The 16,780-nt window shown below is 72.4% G+C and carries 11 protein-coding genes; 5 read left to right on the top strand and 6 right to left on the bottom strand.

Annotated elements, in window-relative coordinates; translation table 11 throughout:
• Window positions 1–253: 253 nt before the first annotated feature.
• A complete protein-coding gene (locus tag TR49_RS05415) occupies window positions 254–4,003 on the top strand; it encodes a family 78 glycoside hydrolase catalytic domain (RefSeq protein WP_052434028.1) in 3,750 nt (1,249 codons plus the stop codon).
• A 141-nt stretch (window positions 4,004–4,144) separates the two neighbouring features.
• Here TR49_RS05415 and TR49_RS05410 read toward each other — a convergent pair whose 3' ends face one another.
• Window positions 4,145–4,948 carry an SDR family NAD(P)-dependent oxidoreductase gene (locus tag TR49_RS05410; RefSeq protein WP_042377626.1) on the bottom strand — a complete coding sequence of 268 codons (804 nt, stop codon included), beginning with the start codon at window positions 4,946–4,948 and terminating at the stop codon, window positions 4,145–4,147.
• 64 nt (window positions 4,949–5,012) lie between these two features.
• Here TR49_RS05410 and TR49_RS05405 point away from each other — a divergent pair, with 64 nt between their 5' ends.
• Window positions 5,013–6,476, top strand: coding sequence for an amidase (locus TR49_RS05405; protein ID WP_042377624.1), 1,464 nt, complete (start codon window positions 5,013–5,015; stop codon window positions 6,474–6,476).
• Window positions 6,477–6,483: 7 nt separating this feature from the next.
• Window positions 6,484–7,086: a TetR/AcrR family transcriptional regulator gene (locus tag TR49_RS05400; RefSeq protein WP_063770022.1), complete on the top strand. Its 603-nt coding sequence runs from the start codon at window positions 6,484–6,486 to the stop codon at window positions 7,084–7,086.
• Here the strand turns inward: TR49_RS05400 and TR49_RS05395 are convergent.
• The 5 genes from TR49_RS05395 to TR49_RS05375 all read right to left on the bottom strand — a co-directional run bounded on the left by TR49_RS05395 (window position 7,068) and on the right by TR49_RS05375 (window position 13,213).
• On the bottom strand, window positions 7,068–8,099 hold the full coding sequence (locus tag TR49_RS05395) for a LacI family DNA-binding transcriptional regulator (protein ID WP_042377622.1): 1,032 nt from the start codon (window positions 8,097–8,099) through the stop codon (window positions 7,068–7,070). The two genes, TR49_RS05400 and TR49_RS05395, sit on opposite strands and share 19 nt — an antisense overlap.
• Before the next feature lie 182 nt (window positions 8,100–8,281).
• A complete protein-coding gene (gene rhaS / locus TR49_RS05390) occupies window positions 8,282–9,391 on the bottom strand; it encodes a rhamnose ABC transporter substrate-binding protein (RefSeq protein ID WP_042377620.1) in 1,110 nt (369 codons plus the stop codon).
• A gap of 147 nt (window positions 9,392–9,538) precedes the next feature.
• Complete coding sequence (locus tag TR49_RS05385) at window positions 9,539–10,618, bottom strand: ABC transporter permease (protein WP_084724580.1); 1,080 nt, start codon at window positions 10,616–10,618, stop codon at window positions 9,539–9,541.
• Window positions 10,611–11,696, bottom strand: coding sequence for an ABC transporter permease (locus TR49_RS05380; protein WP_042377618.1), 1,086 nt, complete (start codon window positions 11,694–11,696; stop codon window positions 10,611–10,613). Before TR49_RS05380 ends, TR49_RS05385 begins: the two co-directional genes overlap by 8 nt.
• On the bottom strand, window positions 11,693–13,213 hold the full coding sequence (locus TR49_RS05375; RefSeq protein ID WP_042377617.1) for a sugar ABC transporter ATP-binding protein: 1,521 nt from the start codon (window positions 13,211–13,213) through the stop codon (window positions 11,693–11,695). Before TR49_RS05375 ends, TR49_RS05380 begins: the two co-directional genes overlap by 4 nt.
• A 232-nt stretch (window positions 13,214–13,445) precedes the next feature.
• On the opposite strand from TR49_RS05375, the gene rhaI reads away from it, so the two are divergent.
• A complete protein-coding gene (gene rhaI, locus TR49_RS05370; RefSeq protein WP_042377615.1) occupies window positions 13,446–14,612 on the top strand; it encodes an L-rhamnose isomerase in 1,167 nt (388 codons plus the stop codon).
• A 90-nt stretch (window positions 14,613–14,702) separates the two neighbouring features.
• Window positions 14,703–16,742, top strand: coding sequence for a bifunctional rhamnulose-1-phosphate aldolase/short-chain dehydrogenase (locus TR49_RS05365; protein WP_042377613.1), 2,040 nt, complete (start codon window positions 14,703–14,705; stop codon window positions 16,740–16,742).
• Window positions 16,743–16,780: the final 38 nt, after the last annotated feature.

The raw sequence follows: 16,780 nt of genomic DNA, 5'->3' as shown, positions 1-16,780 counted from the left end.
GCTGCATGGACTGCCGCCGAGAACCGCCCACGTGACGCCGTCTCAATTTTGGCGGCCCCGTCGCATCACGGGGAACATCGCGCGGAGTCCATTGACGTGTCCCGGGCGCACCCCTACAGTCCCACTCGCAAGCACTGAACTGAATCGTTTCAAGCTCGCAATCGATCGGACCGCCTCACCGGGCGGGCCCGTCCATCCGGCTCATCCGCACGCGGCCGCCGCCATTGGTCGGCCCGAGAGAAGGAGTACGGCGTTGAGCAGTGAATCGACACACCTCGGGGACGGCGAGCCGCCCGAGGCGGAACAGTCTCCGCTCAGCAGGCGGCGCTTCCTGAGTGCCGGTTCGGGCGTCGCCGCGGGCGTCCTGGCTGCGGGGCTGGTCTCGCGTCCGGCCGTCGCGGTCGCGGCCCCGCACCGGGCCACAGCGGCGCCTGTCGACCTGTCAGGCGCCCACTGGGTGTGGTTCCCCGAGGGCAGTCCGCGGGTCTCGGCCCCGGCCGGGTTCCGGTACTTCCGCAGGACGTTCGCCGTCGCCGCGGGCGGCGTCGGCGACGCGCAGCTGGTCGTCACCGGCGACGACACGGTCGACGTCTGGCTCAACGGACAGCACCTCGCCGCCTCCGCACGCGTCGCGGACTCCTGGAAGAACGCCCTCTACGTGGACCTGCGCCCTGCGCTGGCCGCGGGGACCAACACCGTGGCGATAGCCGTCAGCAACACCGGCGGCCCCGCCGGGCTGCTCGGCCATCTGCACGTCACCACCGCCGGGGGCACCACCGATCTGCCCACCGACGGCAGTTGGCGCTCCGCGCAGACCGTGCCCACCGGCTGGGAACAGCCGTCCTTCGACGACTCCGGCTGGTCGGCCGCCACGGACCTGGGCGCCTACGGCGTCTCCCCCTGGTACACCGGTGTCGCCACCCCGGACCTCACCGCCGCCTCCCCGCTCGCCGTGACCGGCCTGACCGTGGAACACCAGGCCTCTCCCCTGGGCGTCGACGCGGCACAGCCGCGGTTCGGCTGGACCCTGGACTCCTCGGCTCCGCAACAGCACCAGGCGGCCTACCAGGTCCAGGTCTCCTCGACCGGCGCCGGGGCCGGGGACGTGTGGGACAGCGGCCAGGTCCCCTCGGCTCAGCAGGTCGACCTCGCCTTCGGCGGCCCGGCGCTCGGCAGCCTCACCCGGTACTACTGGCGGGTCCGTGTCTGGGACACCCAGGGCCGGGCCGCCGCGTGGAGCGACCTGGAGTGGTTCGAGACCGGGCTGCTCGCGCCGGCCACCGAGTGGCAGGGGGCCTTCGTCGGCCAGGCCGCTCCCCCGAACTTCGCCGGGGCGAGCTGGATCTGGTATCCGGAGGGGAATCCGGCCTCCTCGGCGCCCGCCGCCACCCGCTGGTTCCGCCGCACGCTCACCCTGGCCACGGCCCCGGCGACGGCGGTGCTTGCGGTCACCGGCGACGACACCGCGGATGTGTGGGTGAACGGCGTGCTGGTCAGCTCCTCGCCCAGGGTCGCCAACTCGTGGCAGACGGCCGCCCTGGTGGACCTCGCCGGGCACCTGACGGCGGGCGCCAACGTCATCGCGGTGGCGTGCACCAACACCAGCGTCTCCCCCGCGGGGCTGCTGGCCAAGCTGCTGCTGCCCGGCGGCCAGGTCGTCAACAGCGACACCGCGTGGAAGGCCTCGCAGTCCGGGCCGACCGGCTGGAACACGGTCGGCTTCGACGACAGCGGCTGGCCGGCCGCGATGAGCGTGGCGGTGGCCGGTTCCGGGCCGTGGGGCGTACAGGTCCACGTGGTGACTCCGGCTCCCCTGCTGCGCAAGGGGTTCACCGTCTCCAAGCCGGTGGCCTCGGCCCGGCTGCTGACGACCGCCCTCGGGCTGCACGAGACGCGACTGAACGGCGCCAAGGTCGGCGCCGACGTCCTGGCACCGGGCTGGACGGACTACGGCAAGCGCCTGCAGTACAAGGTCTTCGACGTGACCGGGCAGATCCGGCAGGGCGCCAACGCGCTGGCCGCCTGGCTCGGCAACGGCTGGTACAGCGGCAGCATCGGCTTTGCCGGCAGCCAGAAGTACGGCACCCAGCCGTGGTACTCCGCCCAGTTGCAGCTCACCTTCACCGACGGCACGACGAGCACGGTCGCCACCGACAGCAGCTGGAAGACCGCCACCGGGGCGATCCGGGCCGACGACCTCTACAACGGCGAGACCTACGACGCACGCCTCGACGTCCCCGGCTGGGACGGAGCAGGGTTCGACGACAGCGCCTGGGCCTCGGTGACGGTCGCCCAGGTCTCCCGGCCGACGCTGGTCTCCCAGGTCGACGGCGGCGTGACCGTCCAGGCGGAGTTCCCGCCGGTGGCGATCACGCAGCCGCAGCCGGGCGTGTGGATCCTCGACCTGGGCCAGAACTTCGCGGGCTGGAACCGGCTCTCGCTGGCCGGACCGGCCGGCACCGTCGTCACGATGCGGCACGGCGAGGTGCTCAACCCCGACGGCACGCTCTACACCGCCAACCTGCGCACCGCCCAGGCAACCGACCGCTTCGTGCTGGCGGGAACGGGCTCCGCCGAGACCTACGAGCCGCGGTTCACGGTGCACGGCTACCGCTATGTCGAACTCACCGGCCTGCCCTCCGGGTTCACCCCGTCCAGCGGCACCGTCACCGGCCGCGCCGCCTGGACCACCGCAGCCCAGCTGGGCACGTTCACGACCGCGAACACGCTGGTGGGCCAGATCCAGCACAACATCACCTGGGGCCAGCGCAGCAACATGCTGTCCATCCCGACCGACTGCCCGCAGCGCGACGAGCGCCTGGGCTGGACGGGCGACATCGCCGCGTTCAACGCCACCTCGACGTTCAATCTGGACACCCACCGGTTCCTGGCGAAGTTCGTCGACGACCTGGTCGACGACCAGCAGTCCAACGGCGCGTTCACCGACGTGGCACCGGCCGTGATCTCCGGCTCCGGCACCGCGGGCTGGGGTGACGCGGGCGTGATCATCCCCTACACGCTGTGGCAGCGTTTCGGCGACCTGCGGGTCGTCGACCGGCACTTCCCGGCCCTGGCGGCCTGGGTCGACTACCTGCACAGCACTGCGGGCAGCAATCTGATCCGCAACCAGACGACGTTCGGCGACTGGCTCAACGTCAGCGACGACACGCCCCACGACCTCATCTGCACCGCGTACTTCGCCTGGGCCGCGCGCCTGGTCTCCCGGATGGCGGCCGCCACCGGCCGCACCGCGCAGGCCACCTCGTACGGTCAGCTCGCCGACCAGGTGGCGGCGGCCTTCGCCGGCCAGTACGTCGGATCGGACGGGTCGGTCGGCAGCAACACCCAGACCGGCTACGTGCTCGCGCTCTCCTTCGGCCTGGTCCCCGCGGCCCTGGTGCAGCGCGCCGCGAACAAGCTGGCCGCCAAGGTCGCGGCGAGCAACGGGCACCTGACGGTCGGGTTCCTCGGTGTGGAGAACCTGCTGCCGGTCCTGGCGGACTACGGCCATGCGGACGTGGCCTACCAGATCCTGTTGCAGACCGACTACCCCGGCTGGGGCTACATGGTCGGCCGGGGAGCCACCACCATCTGGGAGCGCTGGGACGGCATCCGCACCGACGGCACCTTCGAGGATCCGGGCATGAACTCGTTCAACCACTACGGCCTTGGCTCGGTGGGCGACTTCCTGTACCGGCACGTCGCGGGCCTTCGACCCGCAGCGCCCGGCTACCAGGCGCTGCTGATCGCCCCTCAGCCGGGCGGCGGGCTGACCTCCGCCGCCGCAAGCTACCGGACGCCGTACGGGATGGCCGGGAGCAGTTGGTCCGTCGCGGGCGGACAGGTCACGCTCGCTGTTACGGTGCCGGCTGGTGTCACCGCGACGGTGGTCGTGCCCACCTCCCAGCCGGGTTCGGTGTCCGCGCCCGCGCAGGCCGTCCCGGCGGCGCCCGGGACGTACTACCTGGCCGCGGGGGCGTACACCTTCACCGCCCCGGTCTGAGCCGCCCGTCGCTCCGGAGCGGTGCAGTACGAGGCGGTGCGCGGCAGGGCGGAGCGCCGCGGTGCGCGGCAGGGCGGAGCGGTGCGGAGCGAGGCGGGACCGGGCCGCTGACATGCCCGGTCGCGCCCTGCCCTGCGGGCGTCAGCGCTTGTGACGCTGGGCGTCGGCGATCTGATGCAGTGTCGCCGGGTCGGCCCCGCGGCGCTGGACGGTGTCGGCGAGGGTGGGGAACAGGCCGCCCACCGCGCTGCCGATGCGCAGGCCGAGCGGGGCGACGTTGACCTCGGCCAGGTTGCGTTCGATCGCGCGGACGGTCTGGTCGGCCACGCGCTGCGGGGTGACCGTTCCGGTGCCGCGCGGAGGGGTGGCGCCGGTGTCGGCGAACATCCCCGCGTCGCGGACGAAGCCAGGCTGGACGAGCGAGACCCCGACGCCGGAGCCGTGCAGGTCCTGGCGCAGGCCGAGGGTGAAGCCGCGCAGGCCGAACTTGGCGGCGTTGTAGAGCGAGGAGCCCGGGGAGGCCACCCGGCCGGAGATCGAGCCGATCATCGCGAGGTGTCCCTGGCGGGCCTCGACCATGCGGGGTGCCAGCAGCCGGGCCAGCAGCACCGGTGCACGCAGGTTGACGTCGAGGGAGCGGTCGATCTGCTCGGCCGTGTACTCCAGGACGTCGCCGCTGGAGGGCAGGGCGGCGTTGGCGACGAGGATCTGCACGTCCCCGGCCTCCGCGACCAGCTTCTCCAGGCCGGAGCGCTCGCCGAGGTCGGCCGCCAGCACCTGGTGGCTCGACGCCGAGGGGAGCGCGTCCGCAAGCGCCTGCAGCGCGTCCGTGCGCCGGCCGGTGAGGACGAGCTTGGCACCGTGGCGGGCCAGTGTGTGGGCGAGGGTGTGGCCTATGCCGCCGCTGGCTCCGGTGAGCAGGACACGAGCTCCGTGGATCTGCACGGGGGTACCGCCTTTCCGCTACTGTTCGTTCGAACGAACAGTAGCGGAGAGGAGCCACCACGCCATGACGTCCGGCGCACCGTCCGAGAGGGGACTCGTCGAGTCCGCGTCCGCGCTGGCCGGGGGCGAGTGCACCTCACGCGCCCTGGTCGAGGCGGCCCTGGCCCGCATCGCCGCGACGCAGGGCACGCTGAACGCGTTCCGGAGGGTCCGCGCCGAGGCCGCACTCGCCGAGGCGGACGAGGCGGACCGCCGACTGGCCGCAGGCGAGCGGCTGCCGCTGCTGGGCGTGCCGATCGCCGTCAAGGACGACACCGACGTCGCAGGCGAGCCCACCGCCTTCGGCTGTGCCGGCGACTTCCCCGCCGCGCGGACCGACAGCGAATCCGTCCGTCGGCTGCGCGCCGCCGGGGCGGTGATCGTCGGCAAGACCAACACGCCGGAGATCGGCCAGTGGGGCTTCACCGAGGGCCGAGCCTTCGGAGCCACCCGCAACCCGTGGAACCTGGGCCACACTCCCGGTGGCTCCTCCGGCGGCGCGGCAGCCGCCGTCGCCGCCGGGCTGGTTCCGGCGGCACTCGGCTCGGACGGCGCCGGGTCCGTCCGCATCCCGGCTTCGTGGACCAACCTGGTCGGCATCAAGCCGCAGCGCGGCCGCATCTCGGCCCACCCGGAGCCGGAGTCCTTCCACGGCCTGACCGTCTCCGGGCCGCTGGCCCGGACGGTCGCCGACGCCGCCCTGCTGCTCGACGCGGCAGCGGGCAGCCACAGCGTCGACCGCCACCGGCCGCTGTTCGAGCCGCTCGGCACGGCGGTGGGCCGCGAGCCGGGCCGGCTGCGCATCGGCCTGGCGCTGGACACCGCGTTCGCGATCTACCCGCGCGCCCTCGACCCGCAGGTCGAGCGGGCCACCGTCGCCCTGGCCGACACCCTCGCCGCGCTCGGGCACCGCCTCGACACCGTCCGACTCGCCTACGGTCCGATCGGCTTCACCCAGCTTCCGCGCGCCATGGCGGGCATCCGTGCCTGGTCGCGGCGGGTGCCGGACGCCCGGCTGCTGGATCCGCGCACCCGCGCCAACATCCGCACCGGCGCCCTGCTCGGCGGCCCCGTGCTGCGCGCCGCCCGGGCGGCCGAGCCGTGGTTGCAGCGGCGCGTGGGGCGCGTCTTCGACGCGTTCGACGTTGTGCTGACCCCGACCACCGCCACCCCACCGCCGCTCGTCGGCGCGACCGACGCGATGGGATCGGCCGCGCTGGACCGGGCCATGCTGACCGGCTGCCCCTACGCCTGGCCGTGGAACGTGCTGGGCTGGCCCGCCGTCAGCATCCCGGCCGGCTTCACCGCCGCCGGACTGCCCATCGGCTGCCAACTGCTCGGCCCCGCCTGCAGTGAGCCGCTGCTGGTCTCGCTGGCCGCGCAGCTGGAGACCGAGCTGCGCTGGCACGACCGCCGCCCCGCTCCGACCACACTGACCGCACAGGCCGCGACGACCTGCGACGATCCGCGCGGGGAGCGCATGGAATGATGGCAGGGTGCCAAAGCCTCCTTCCGTCCGTGAGCGCATCGTCCGCGCCACCTTGCAGATCATCGCCGACGAGGGCATCGCCCAGATCACCAACCGGCGGATCGCGGAAGAGGCCGGCGTCTCCCTGGGTTCGGTCACCTACCACTTCGCCACCCAACGCGACCTGCTGCGCGAGAGCCTGCGGCTGTTCGTCGCGGAGGAAACCCGACGCTTCGCCGAGCTGGCCGTCTCCCCCTGCGACGCGCCGGTCGACCTGACCGACCTCACCGACCTGGCCGGGGTCCTCGACCACGTCGCCGCGACCACGAGCACAAGCACGGCCGGCAACACCGACATCGCGCCCTACGAGCTCTACCTCCAGGCCGGCCGCGACCCGGAGCTGCGTGCCGCCGCGGACGAGTGCTTCGGCGCCTACGACCAGTTGGCCGCCTCCCTGCTGGGCGCCCTCGGCGTCAAGGACGCCGAACGGCTGGCCGCGCCGCTGGTCGCCATGGTCATCGGCCTCCAGCTACGCCGCCTGGCCACCGGCGCACCCGCCGTCGGAACGCCCGCCACCGAAGCACCCTCCGCCGGCCAGCAGCCGACGGACACTCACCGCGCGGAGGCGTGACGCCGCATCGAGGAGGCACGGACCACCAGTTCGGGCTGGTAGACGATGCGTTGGTGCTCGTGCTCGGCCGGGTCGGCGAGGGACTCGGCGATCAGCAGCTCCGCCGAGGTTCGACCGATCCGGTAGGCCGGCTGCCGCACGGAGGTGATCGGCACCGCGGCCGCGCCGGCGAATTCGATGTCGTCGTAGCCGACGAGCGCAATGTCGTCGGGCACCCGCACGCCCATCGCGAACAGGGACTGCAGGACGCCCAGCGCCAGCAGGTCGTTGGCGCAGAACACGCCGGTGGGGCGTGCCGCGACGCCGAGCAGGCGCTGGCCCGCGTCGCGGCCCGCGGCGATGTCGAGGCGCTGGGTCTCGACGACCGTCAGCGCCTCGGGCGGCAGGCCCGCGTCGGCGACGGCCTGGCGCGCGCCGGTGAGCCGGTTGCGGACCTGCTGCAACGACGGCGGCCCGCCGACGAAGACGATGCGTTCGTTGCCGGACTCGATCAGGTGCCGCACGGCCAGGGCGCCGCCGAGGACGTCGTCGACGGAGACCGAGCAGGACTCCTCGATCTCGGCCCCGCGGTCGACGAGGACGACGGGGATGCCTGCGCGCTGCAGGGTCGCGGTGTCGGTGCGCGCGCTGTCCACCGGGGACAGCAGCACGCCGAGGACCTGCTGCTGGGTGAAGTGGGCCAGGTACTCGTCCTCCTCCGCCTGGTCCTGGCCGCTGTTGCAGACCATGACCATCAGGCCGTTCTCACGGGCGACCTTCTCCGCGCCACGGGCGATGTCGACGAAGAACGGGTTGCCCATGTCGAGGACGAGCAGTGCCAGCACCCGGCTGCGACCGGCGCGCAATTGCCGGGCGGACTCGCTGCGGACGTAGCCGAGGTTGGTGATGGCGGCCTCGACGCGCAACCTGGTGTCGGCGGAGACCAGATCGGGGCGGTTGATGACGTTGGAGACCGTTCCGACCGAGACTCCCGCCGTGCGGGCGACGTCCTTGATGCCTACCGTGCGTGCCACGTTCGGCTGCGTTCCTTTCGTTCGGGCCGGTCGGATCGGGTGGGGTGCTCGAAGAAGTCTCCCATGCCCGTCTGCCGGCGCAGGTTCACCTCGGTCGCGGCCAGGCCCGCACCCGCGTCGGATCGGGTGGGCCGGTTCCCGGGCGGCCGGGGAGGGCACCCGGGGACCGGTGCTCGGGGCGGTCAGAAGTCGAACTGGTCGATGTTGGAGGCGTTGAAGACGGTGGGGTCGCCGAGCAGGACGACGCCGTTCGCGCCGATGGTGAAGCTGCCGAGGTCGCCGGCCTTGAAGCTCTGGCCCTGGGCTCCGGTGATCTGGCCGGAGGCGAGCGCTGTGGCGGCGTAGGCGGCGAGTTCGCCGAGCTTGGCCGGGTCCCACAGCTCGAAGGCGCTGACGGTGCCGTCCTTGACGTAGGCGCGCATGTCGTTCGGGGTGCCGAGGCCGGTGAGCTGGACCTTGCCCTTGTACTGGGAGCCGGACAGGTACTGGGCGGCGGCCTTGATGCCGACGGTGGTCGGGGAGATGATCCCCTTCAGGCCCGGGTACTGCTGGAGCAGCCCCTGGGTCTGCTGGAACGAGGTCTGCGCGTCGTCGTTGCCGTAGGCGACGGTGACCAGCTTCATGTTCTTGTAGGCGGGCTTCTTCAGCTCGTCCTTCATGTAGCCGATCCAGGTGTTCTGGTTGGTGGCTGTCTGGGCGGCGGACAGGATCGCGATGTCGCCGGTGTAGCCGATCTCCTTGGCGATGAGCTGGACCTCGCTGCGGCCCAGGGCCTCCGAACTGGCCTGGGAGACGAACAGCTGCCGGCAGCCGGGGTCGGTGTCGGAGTCGTAGGTGACGACTTTGACGCCGCTGCTCATGGCCTGCTTGAGCGCGGTGCACAGGGCGCCCGGGTCCTGGGCGGAGACGGCGATGGCGTTCATCTGCTGCTGGGTCAGGGTGTTGACGTAGGAGACCTGGCCTGCGGTGTCGGTGCCGCTGCTGGTGCCGACCTCCTTGTAGGTCTCGCCGAGCGCGTCCAGGGCTTTCTTGCCGCCGTTGTCGGCGATGGTGAAGTAGGGGTTGTTGACCTGCTTGGGCAGGAAGGCGACCTTGAGCCCGGTCTTGGTGGCGGCGTTCGGGTTCGCGGCGCCGGTCGCGGCGGTCTGGCCCCCGGCCGCGTCGGTCGAGCTCTTGGTGGTGCCGCCGCAGGCGGACGCGGTCACGGCGACGGCGGCGGTCAGTGCGAGCGCCGTGGCGACGCGGCCGAGGGGGTGTCTGGCGGGCCGGTGCGCGAAGGGCAGGCGGGACATGAGGGTTCCTTGTCTCGAGGGTGACGAAGGTGACGAGGAGCGAGGAGGCGAGGACACGAGGACACGAGGACGCGAGGAGGCGACGCGAAGAGGGCGAGGACGCGAGGTGACGCCGGTGACGAGGTGGGGGCGCGGGCCGACGGTTGGTCAGCCGGAGGTCACGGGTGCGTTCCCGGAGCCGGCGCTGCGACGCCTGGCCACCGTCCGGGCGAGCTGGCGGCCCGCCCGGGGGCCGAGGACGGAGACCACCAGCAGGACTCCGGTGACCACGGTCTGGGACTGCGCCGAGACGTCGACCAGGCTCATCGTGTTCTGCAGGGTGCCGAGCAGGAACACCCCGGCGATCGCACCGCCGAGGGTGCCCTTGCCGCCGTCGAAGTCGACGCCGCCAAGAAGGACGGCCGCGATGACGGACAGTTCGAGCCCGGTGGCGTTGTCGTATCGGGCGCTGGCGTAGTGCAGCACCCAGAACACGCCGGTGAGGGCGGAGACCACACCGGTCGCGGCGAACATGGACAGCCGCAGGCGCTTGACGCGGATACCGGCGAACCAGGCGGCCTCCGCGGAGGCGCCGACGGCGAACAGCGAACGCCCGACGCCGGTGGCGTGCAGGACCAGCACCGCGATGACGGCCAGCACGGCCCAGGGTATGGCCGCGTAGGGCAGGAACGTCCCCGGGATCCGGCCGGACCCGAAGTCGAGGTACGGCTGCAGGAAGTCGGTGACGGAGTTCGAGCCGAGCACGATCTGCGCGATGCCGCGGTAGGCGGCCATGGTGCCGATGGTGACCGCCAGGGACGGCAGTCCGAGGCGCGTCACCAGTAGGCCGTTGACCAGCCCGCAGACCAGGCCGAGCAGCAGGCACAGGGGGATGATCGTCTCAATGGCCATCCCGGCGTTCCACAGGGAGCCCATCACGGCGCCGGACAGGCCGGCCACGGAGCCGACGGACAGGTCGATCTCCCCCGCGGCCACCAGCATCGTCATCGGGAGCGCAATCAGGGCCATGGGCAGGGTGTTGCCGATGAGGAACGACAGGTTGAGCGTGTGGCCGAAGTCGCCGACAAAGCCGAAGGAGCACAGCAGCAGGATGGCGAGCAGCGCGCCGACGACGGTGTCCCAGCGCACGAGGCCGGCCGCGCCGCCGCGCCGCGTGGCGGAGGGCGGGGCCGCGACGTCGTCCTGCGCCTTCGCTGCGGTCAGGTCGGCGCCCGTCAGGTCAGCCATGGCGCAGGCTCCTTGTCTGTGCGGGGTGGTCGCGCAGGCTCCTTGTCGCTGCTGCGCGGTTGCGCAGGAGCCGGGCCACCCGCAGCGCCGTCAGCCGGTCCACGGTGATCGCCGCGAGCAGCAGGACGCCGTCGATGGCGAGGACCCAGACGGAGCTGACGCCGATGGCGGGCAGCACGCTGTTGATGGAGGTGAGCAGCAGGGCTCCCAGCGCCGCGCCGTGGACGCTGCCGGAGCCGCCGGTGAAGGCGACGCCGCCGACGACCACCGCGCTGACCACGGTGAGCTCGTAGCCGGTGCCGGTGCCGGAGTCGACGTTGCCGAACCGTGCCAGGTAGAGGGCTCCGGCCAGGCCCGCGAGGGCGCCGCACAGGAGGTAGGCGGTGAGCACGCGTCGCCGGATCGGGACGCCGGCCAGGCGGGCTGCCTCGGGGCTGGAGCCGAGCGCGTACAGCTCCCGGCCGCTGCGGTAGTGGCGCAGGTAGAGGGCGGCCACGACGAGCACGGCCGCCGCTAGCAACCCGAGGTAGGGAATCGCCCACAGGCCGTCGTGGCCGAACCCGGAGTAGGACGCAGGGAGGTTGTTGGCGGTGATCTCGCGGGAGCCGACCCAGAGGGAGTCGACGCCGCGGACGATGTAGAGCGTGCCCAGGGTGACGACCAGGGCGGGCACCTGACCGATGCTCACCAGCAGGCCGTTGAGCAGCCCGAAGGCGATGCCGAGACCGACCGCGGCGAGCACCGCCAGGACGGGGTTCCCGCCGCCTTGCAGGATGTCACCGGCCGCGAAGGCGGTGATGCCGAGGACGGAGCCGACGGACAGGTCGACGTTGCGGGTGATGACGACGAGCGCCTGTCCCGTCGCGACCAGGACCAGGATGCTCGCGTTGAGCAGCAGGTCCTTGATCCCCTGGACGGAGAGGAAGGAGCCGTTGTCCAGCTCGGTGGCGGCGAGCATCAGCACCAGGACGGCGCCGATGGCGAGTTCGCGGATCTTCAGCACCTGGTCGAGCAGACCGGCCCGGCCGGAACCGGCGGGCGCGTCCTGCTGGGCGGAGCCACCGAGGGCGGTGGTCATGCCGCGCTCCTCTCCCGGCCGGTGGCGGCGGTCATGACCGTCTCCTCGGTGGCCTCGGCGCGGGGGATCTCGGCGGTGATCCGGCCCTCGTGCATGACCAGCACCCGGTCGGCCATGCCGAGGATCTCGGGCAGGTCGGAGGAGATCATCAGGACGGCGACGCCCTGGCCGGCCAGGTGGGACAGCAGCCGGTGCACCTCCGCCTTGGTGCCCACGTCGATGCCGCGGGTGGGCTCGTCGACGATCAGCACGCGCGGGCCGGTGGCGAGCCACTTGGCCAGCACGACCTTCTGCTGGTTGCCGCCGGACAGCGTGCCGACGGTGTCGGCGAGCCGGGCGAACTTGACCTGCAGCCTGACCGCCCAGTCCAGGGCGCGGTCGCGTTCGGCGCCCCGGTTCATCAGTCCGGCGGTCGTGGTCGCCCTCAGGCCGGTGAGGCCGATGTTGCGGGCGATGGACATCTCCATGACCAGGCCCTGGGCCCGACGGTCCTCGGGCACCAGGGCCATGCCTGCGGCGATGGCCTTGCTGGGCGCCCCACGGGTCAGCGCGACGCCGTCGACCAGGACCTCGCCCGCGTCCCAGCGGTCGACGCCGAAGACCGCGCGGGCGACCTCGCTGCGACCGGCGCCGACCAGGCCGGCCAGCCCCACGATCTCCCCGGCGCGCACGTCGAAGGAGACATCGGTGAAGACGCCCTCGCGGGTCAGCCGCCGCACGCTCAGGGCCACCTCGCCGAGCTCGGCCGGCTGTTTGGGGTAGAGCTCGTCGAGGTCGCGGCCGACCATGCGGCGCACCAGGCCGTCCTCGGTGAGCCCGGCAACGGGTTCGCTCGAGACCAGGCGCCCGTCCCGCAGGGTGGTGACCCTTTGGCACAGGGCGAAGACCTCCTCCAGGCGGTGCGAGATGAACAGCACCGCGGCGCCGCGTTCCAGCAAGGTCCGCACCACCCGGAACAGCCGGGCCACCTCGCTGCCGGTGAGGGCCGCGGTCGGCTCGTCCATGATCAGCACACGGGCGTCGAAGGAGAGCGCCTTGGCGATCTCCACCAGCTGCTGGTCGGCGATGGACAGGCCGCGGGCGGGCCGGTCGGGGTCGAGGTCCACGCCGAGCTGCTGGAACAGGCGCGCCGTCGCCGAGCGGACCGCGGCGTGGTCCACCCGGCCGAGCGAGCGGCGCGGCTGACGGCCCATGAAGAGGTTCTCCGCGACGGAGAGGTCGGGGAAGAGCGTGGGCTCCTGGTAGATGACCGCCACCCCGGCGTCCCTCGCGTCGGCGGGGCCGTGGAACACCACCGGCCGGCCGTCCAGGAGCACCCGGCCTTTGTCGGGCCGGTGCACCCCGGCCAGGGTCTTGATCAGCGTCGACTTGCCCGCGCCGTTCTCCCCCGCGAGGGCGTGCGCCTCACCGGGGAACAGCCGCACTGACACGTCCTGGAGGGCGCGGACCGCGCCGAAGGATCTGCTCACCCCCTCGAGGGCGAGCACCGGCACACCGTCCGGCTCTGAGTGGGTCATCGAGGTCGCTCCTAGGCTCGCCGGGCACTGCCACCGGCCGGATGAATTGTTTCAACCCGATTGCCGGGACGTTAGACCGGGAGGCTTCGGAACGTCAATAGACCGCGCACCGAAGTGTGGACAGGGGTAGTTGTCCACAGCCTCCCGCTCGGCTCTTGACCGGCCCGACTCGTCCTGCCTATCGTCACCGCAGCCAGGTTGAATCGTTTTTAGCGACCGGAAGGGGGCTGCCGTGACCGACCTGTCCGCGGTGAAGGCCGTACTCAGGACCCAGGTGATCGAGACCCCGTCCTGGGGCTACGGCAACTCGGGCACGCGCTTCAAGGTCTTCGCGCAGCCCGGGGTCCCCCGCGACGCGTTCGAGAAGCTCGACGACGCCGCCGCGGTGCACGCCTTCACCGGGGTCGCGCCGAGGGTCTCGGTGCACATCCCCTGGGACGCGGTGGACGACTACGCCGCACTGCGCAGGTACGCCGAGGACCGCGGCCTGGAGCTCGGCGCGGTCAACTCCAACACCTTCCAGGACGACGACTACCGGATCGGCAGCGTCTGCCACCCCGACCGGGCCGTCCGCCGCAAGGCGCTGGCCCACCTGCTCGCATGCGTCGACATCATGGACGCCACCGGCTCACGCGATCTCAAGCTCTGGTTCGCCGACGGCACCAACTACCCCGGCCAGGACGACATCACCGCCCGCCAGGACCGGCTCGGCGAGGCCCTGGCCGAGGTGTACGCCCGGCTCGGCGACGACCAGCGGATGGTGCTGGAGTACAAGCTCTTCGAGCCGGCCTTCTACACCACCGACGTCCCGGACTGGGGCACCTCCTACGCCCACTGCCTGCGGCTCGGTCCCAAGGCCAGAGTCGTGGTCGACACCGGCCACCACGCACCCGGCACCAACATCGAGTTCATCGTGGCGTTCCTGCTGCGCGAGGACCGGCTCGGCGCGTTCGACTTCAACTCCCGCTTCTACGCCGACGACGACCTGATGGCCGGCTCGGCCGACCCGTTCCAGCTGTTCCGGATCCTGCACGAGGTGGCCAAGAACGACGGCTTCCGGCCCGACCGACAGGTCGCCTTCATGCTCGACCAGTGCCACAACATCGAGGCCAAGATCCCCGCCGTCATACGCTCGGTGATGAACGTGCAGGAGGCCACCGCCAAGGCGCTGCTGGTGGACCTCGACGCGTTGCGCGCCGCCCAGCTCGAGGGCGACGTGCTGGCCGCCAACGCGGTGCTGATGGACGCCTACCACACGGACGTCCGCCCGCTGCTGCGCGAGCTCCGCGAGGAGCGGGGGCTCGCCCCGGATCCGGTCGCCGCGTACCGGCGCTCCGGACGGCAGGAGCGGATCACCGCCGAACGGGTCGGCGGCCTCCAGGCCGGCTGGGGCGCTTAGGGCCCTCTTCGAGGATTCCCTCCCCAACCTGCGGCCGAGGAACGCCCCCAGGGCCCGGCCTGACCGACTTCTCCCCCGAGGACGGACACGATGACACACCACCCCACCGTCGAGGCTCTGCTGGCGCGCTCCCACCGTCTGGGTGCGGATCCGCGCAACACCAACTACGCGGGCGGCAACACCTCCGCGAAGGGCACCGACCGCGATCCGGCCACGGGTCAGGTCGTCGAGCTGGTCTGGGTCAAGGGATCCGGGGGCGACCTCGGCACGCTGGCCGCGGACGGCCTGGCCGCGCTGCGCCTGGACCGGCTGCGCGCGCTGGCCGGGGTGTACCCGGGGGTCGACCGCGAGGACGAGATGGTGGCCGCGTTCGACTTCTGCCTGCACGGGCGCGGCGGCGCCGCGCCGTCCATCGACACCGCCATGCACGCTCTGGTCGACGCCGCCCATGTGGACCACCTGCACCCGGACTCCGGCATCGCCCTGGCCACCGCCGCCGACGGGCCGAAGCTGACGGCCGAGTGCTTCGGCGAGCGGGTGGTGTGGGTGCCGTGGCGGCGCCCCGGGTTCCAGCTGGGCCTGGACATCGCCGCGATCGCGCGGGAGAACCCGCAGGCGATCGGCTGCGTCCTCGGCGGTCACGGCATCACCGCCTGGGGCGGGACGAGCGAGGAGGCCGAGGCCCGCTCACTGGAGATCATCCGCACCGCCGAGGCGTTCCTGGCCGAACGTGGCAGGCCGGAGCCGTTCGGCCCGCTGCTGGCGGGCTACGGGCCGCTGCCGGAGGCCGCACGCAGGGAGCGGGCCGCCGCACTCGCCCCGCTGCTGCGGCGGCTGGCGTCCACCGATCAGCCGGTGGTCGGCCACTTCACCGACTCCGAGGCCGTGTTGGACTTCCTGGCCCGTGTGGAGCATCCGCGCCTGGCGGCGCTCGGGACTTCCTGCCCGGACCACTTCCTGCGCACCAAGGTCCGTCCGATGGTGCTCGACCTGCCGCCGACGGCTCCCCTCGACGAGGTCGCTGCCCGCCTGCGGGAGCTGCATGCCGACTACCGCGCGGAGTACGCCGCCTACTACCACCGCCACGCCACGGCCGACTCCCCCGCGATGCGTGGCGCTGACCCGGCCGTCGTGCTGGTTCCCGGGGTGGGCATGTTCTCCTTCGGCCGGGACAAGCAGACCGCCCGGGTGGCGGGCGAGTTCTACGTCAACGCCGTGGGCGTGATGCGGGGGGCCGAGGCGGTGTCCACGTATGCGCCGATCGAGGAGGCGGAGAAGTTCCGCATCGAGTACTGGGCGCTGGAGGAGGCCAAGCTGCGGCGGATGCCGGGGCCTGCGCCGCTGGCCACGCGCGTGGCCCTGGTGACGGGGGCCGGCTCAGGGATCGGCAGGGCCGTGGCTCACCGGCTCGTCGCCGAGGGCGCCTGCGTGGTCGTCGCCGATGTGAACGCCGACAGCGCGGCGGCGGTCGCCGAGGAGCTCGGCGGCCCCGACAAGGCGGTGGCGGTCACCGTCGACGTCACCGACGAGGCGCAGATCGCCGACGCGTTCGCGCAGGCCCTGCTGGCCTTCGGCGGGGTGGACCTGGTCGTCAACAACGCCGGGCTTTCCATCTCCAAGCCCTTGCTGGAGACCACGGCTCGCGACTGGGACCTGCAGCACGCCGTCATGGCCCGCGGCTCCTTCCTCGTCTCCCGCGAGGCCGCCCGGATCATGATCGAGCAGGGGCTCGGCGGGGACATCGTCTTCGTCGCCTCCAAGAACGCGGTCTTCGCCGGGCCGAACAACGTGGCCTACTCGGCCGCCAAGGCCGACCAGGCCCACCAGGTTCGTTTGCTGGCGGCCGAGTTGGGCGAGCACGGTATCCGCGTCAACGGCGTCAACCCGGACGGTGTGGTGCGCGGCTCGGGCATCTTCGCGGGCGGGTGGGGCGCCCAGCGCGCGGCGACGTACGGGATCGACGAGAGCGAGCTCGGCGCGTTCTACGCCCGGCGCACCCTGCTGGGCCGCGAGGTGCTGCCCGAGCATGTCGCGAACGCCGTGTTCGCGCTGACCGGCGGCGACCTTACCCACACCACCGGCCTCCACATCCCCGTCGACGCGGGCGTCGCCGCGGCGTTCCTGCGCTGACCCCACCTCATCCTGCCGCTGCTCCTTTCGAGGTGATC

Origin of the sequence: Streptacidiphilus melanogenes (assembly GCF_000787835.1) — a bacterium.
GTDB lineage: Bacteria > Actinomycetota > Actinomycetes > Streptomycetales > Streptomycetaceae > Streptacidiphilus > Streptacidiphilus melanogenes.
Note: the sequence above shows the minus strand (reverse complement) of the source record. Positions and strands in the feature narration are given on the sequence as shown.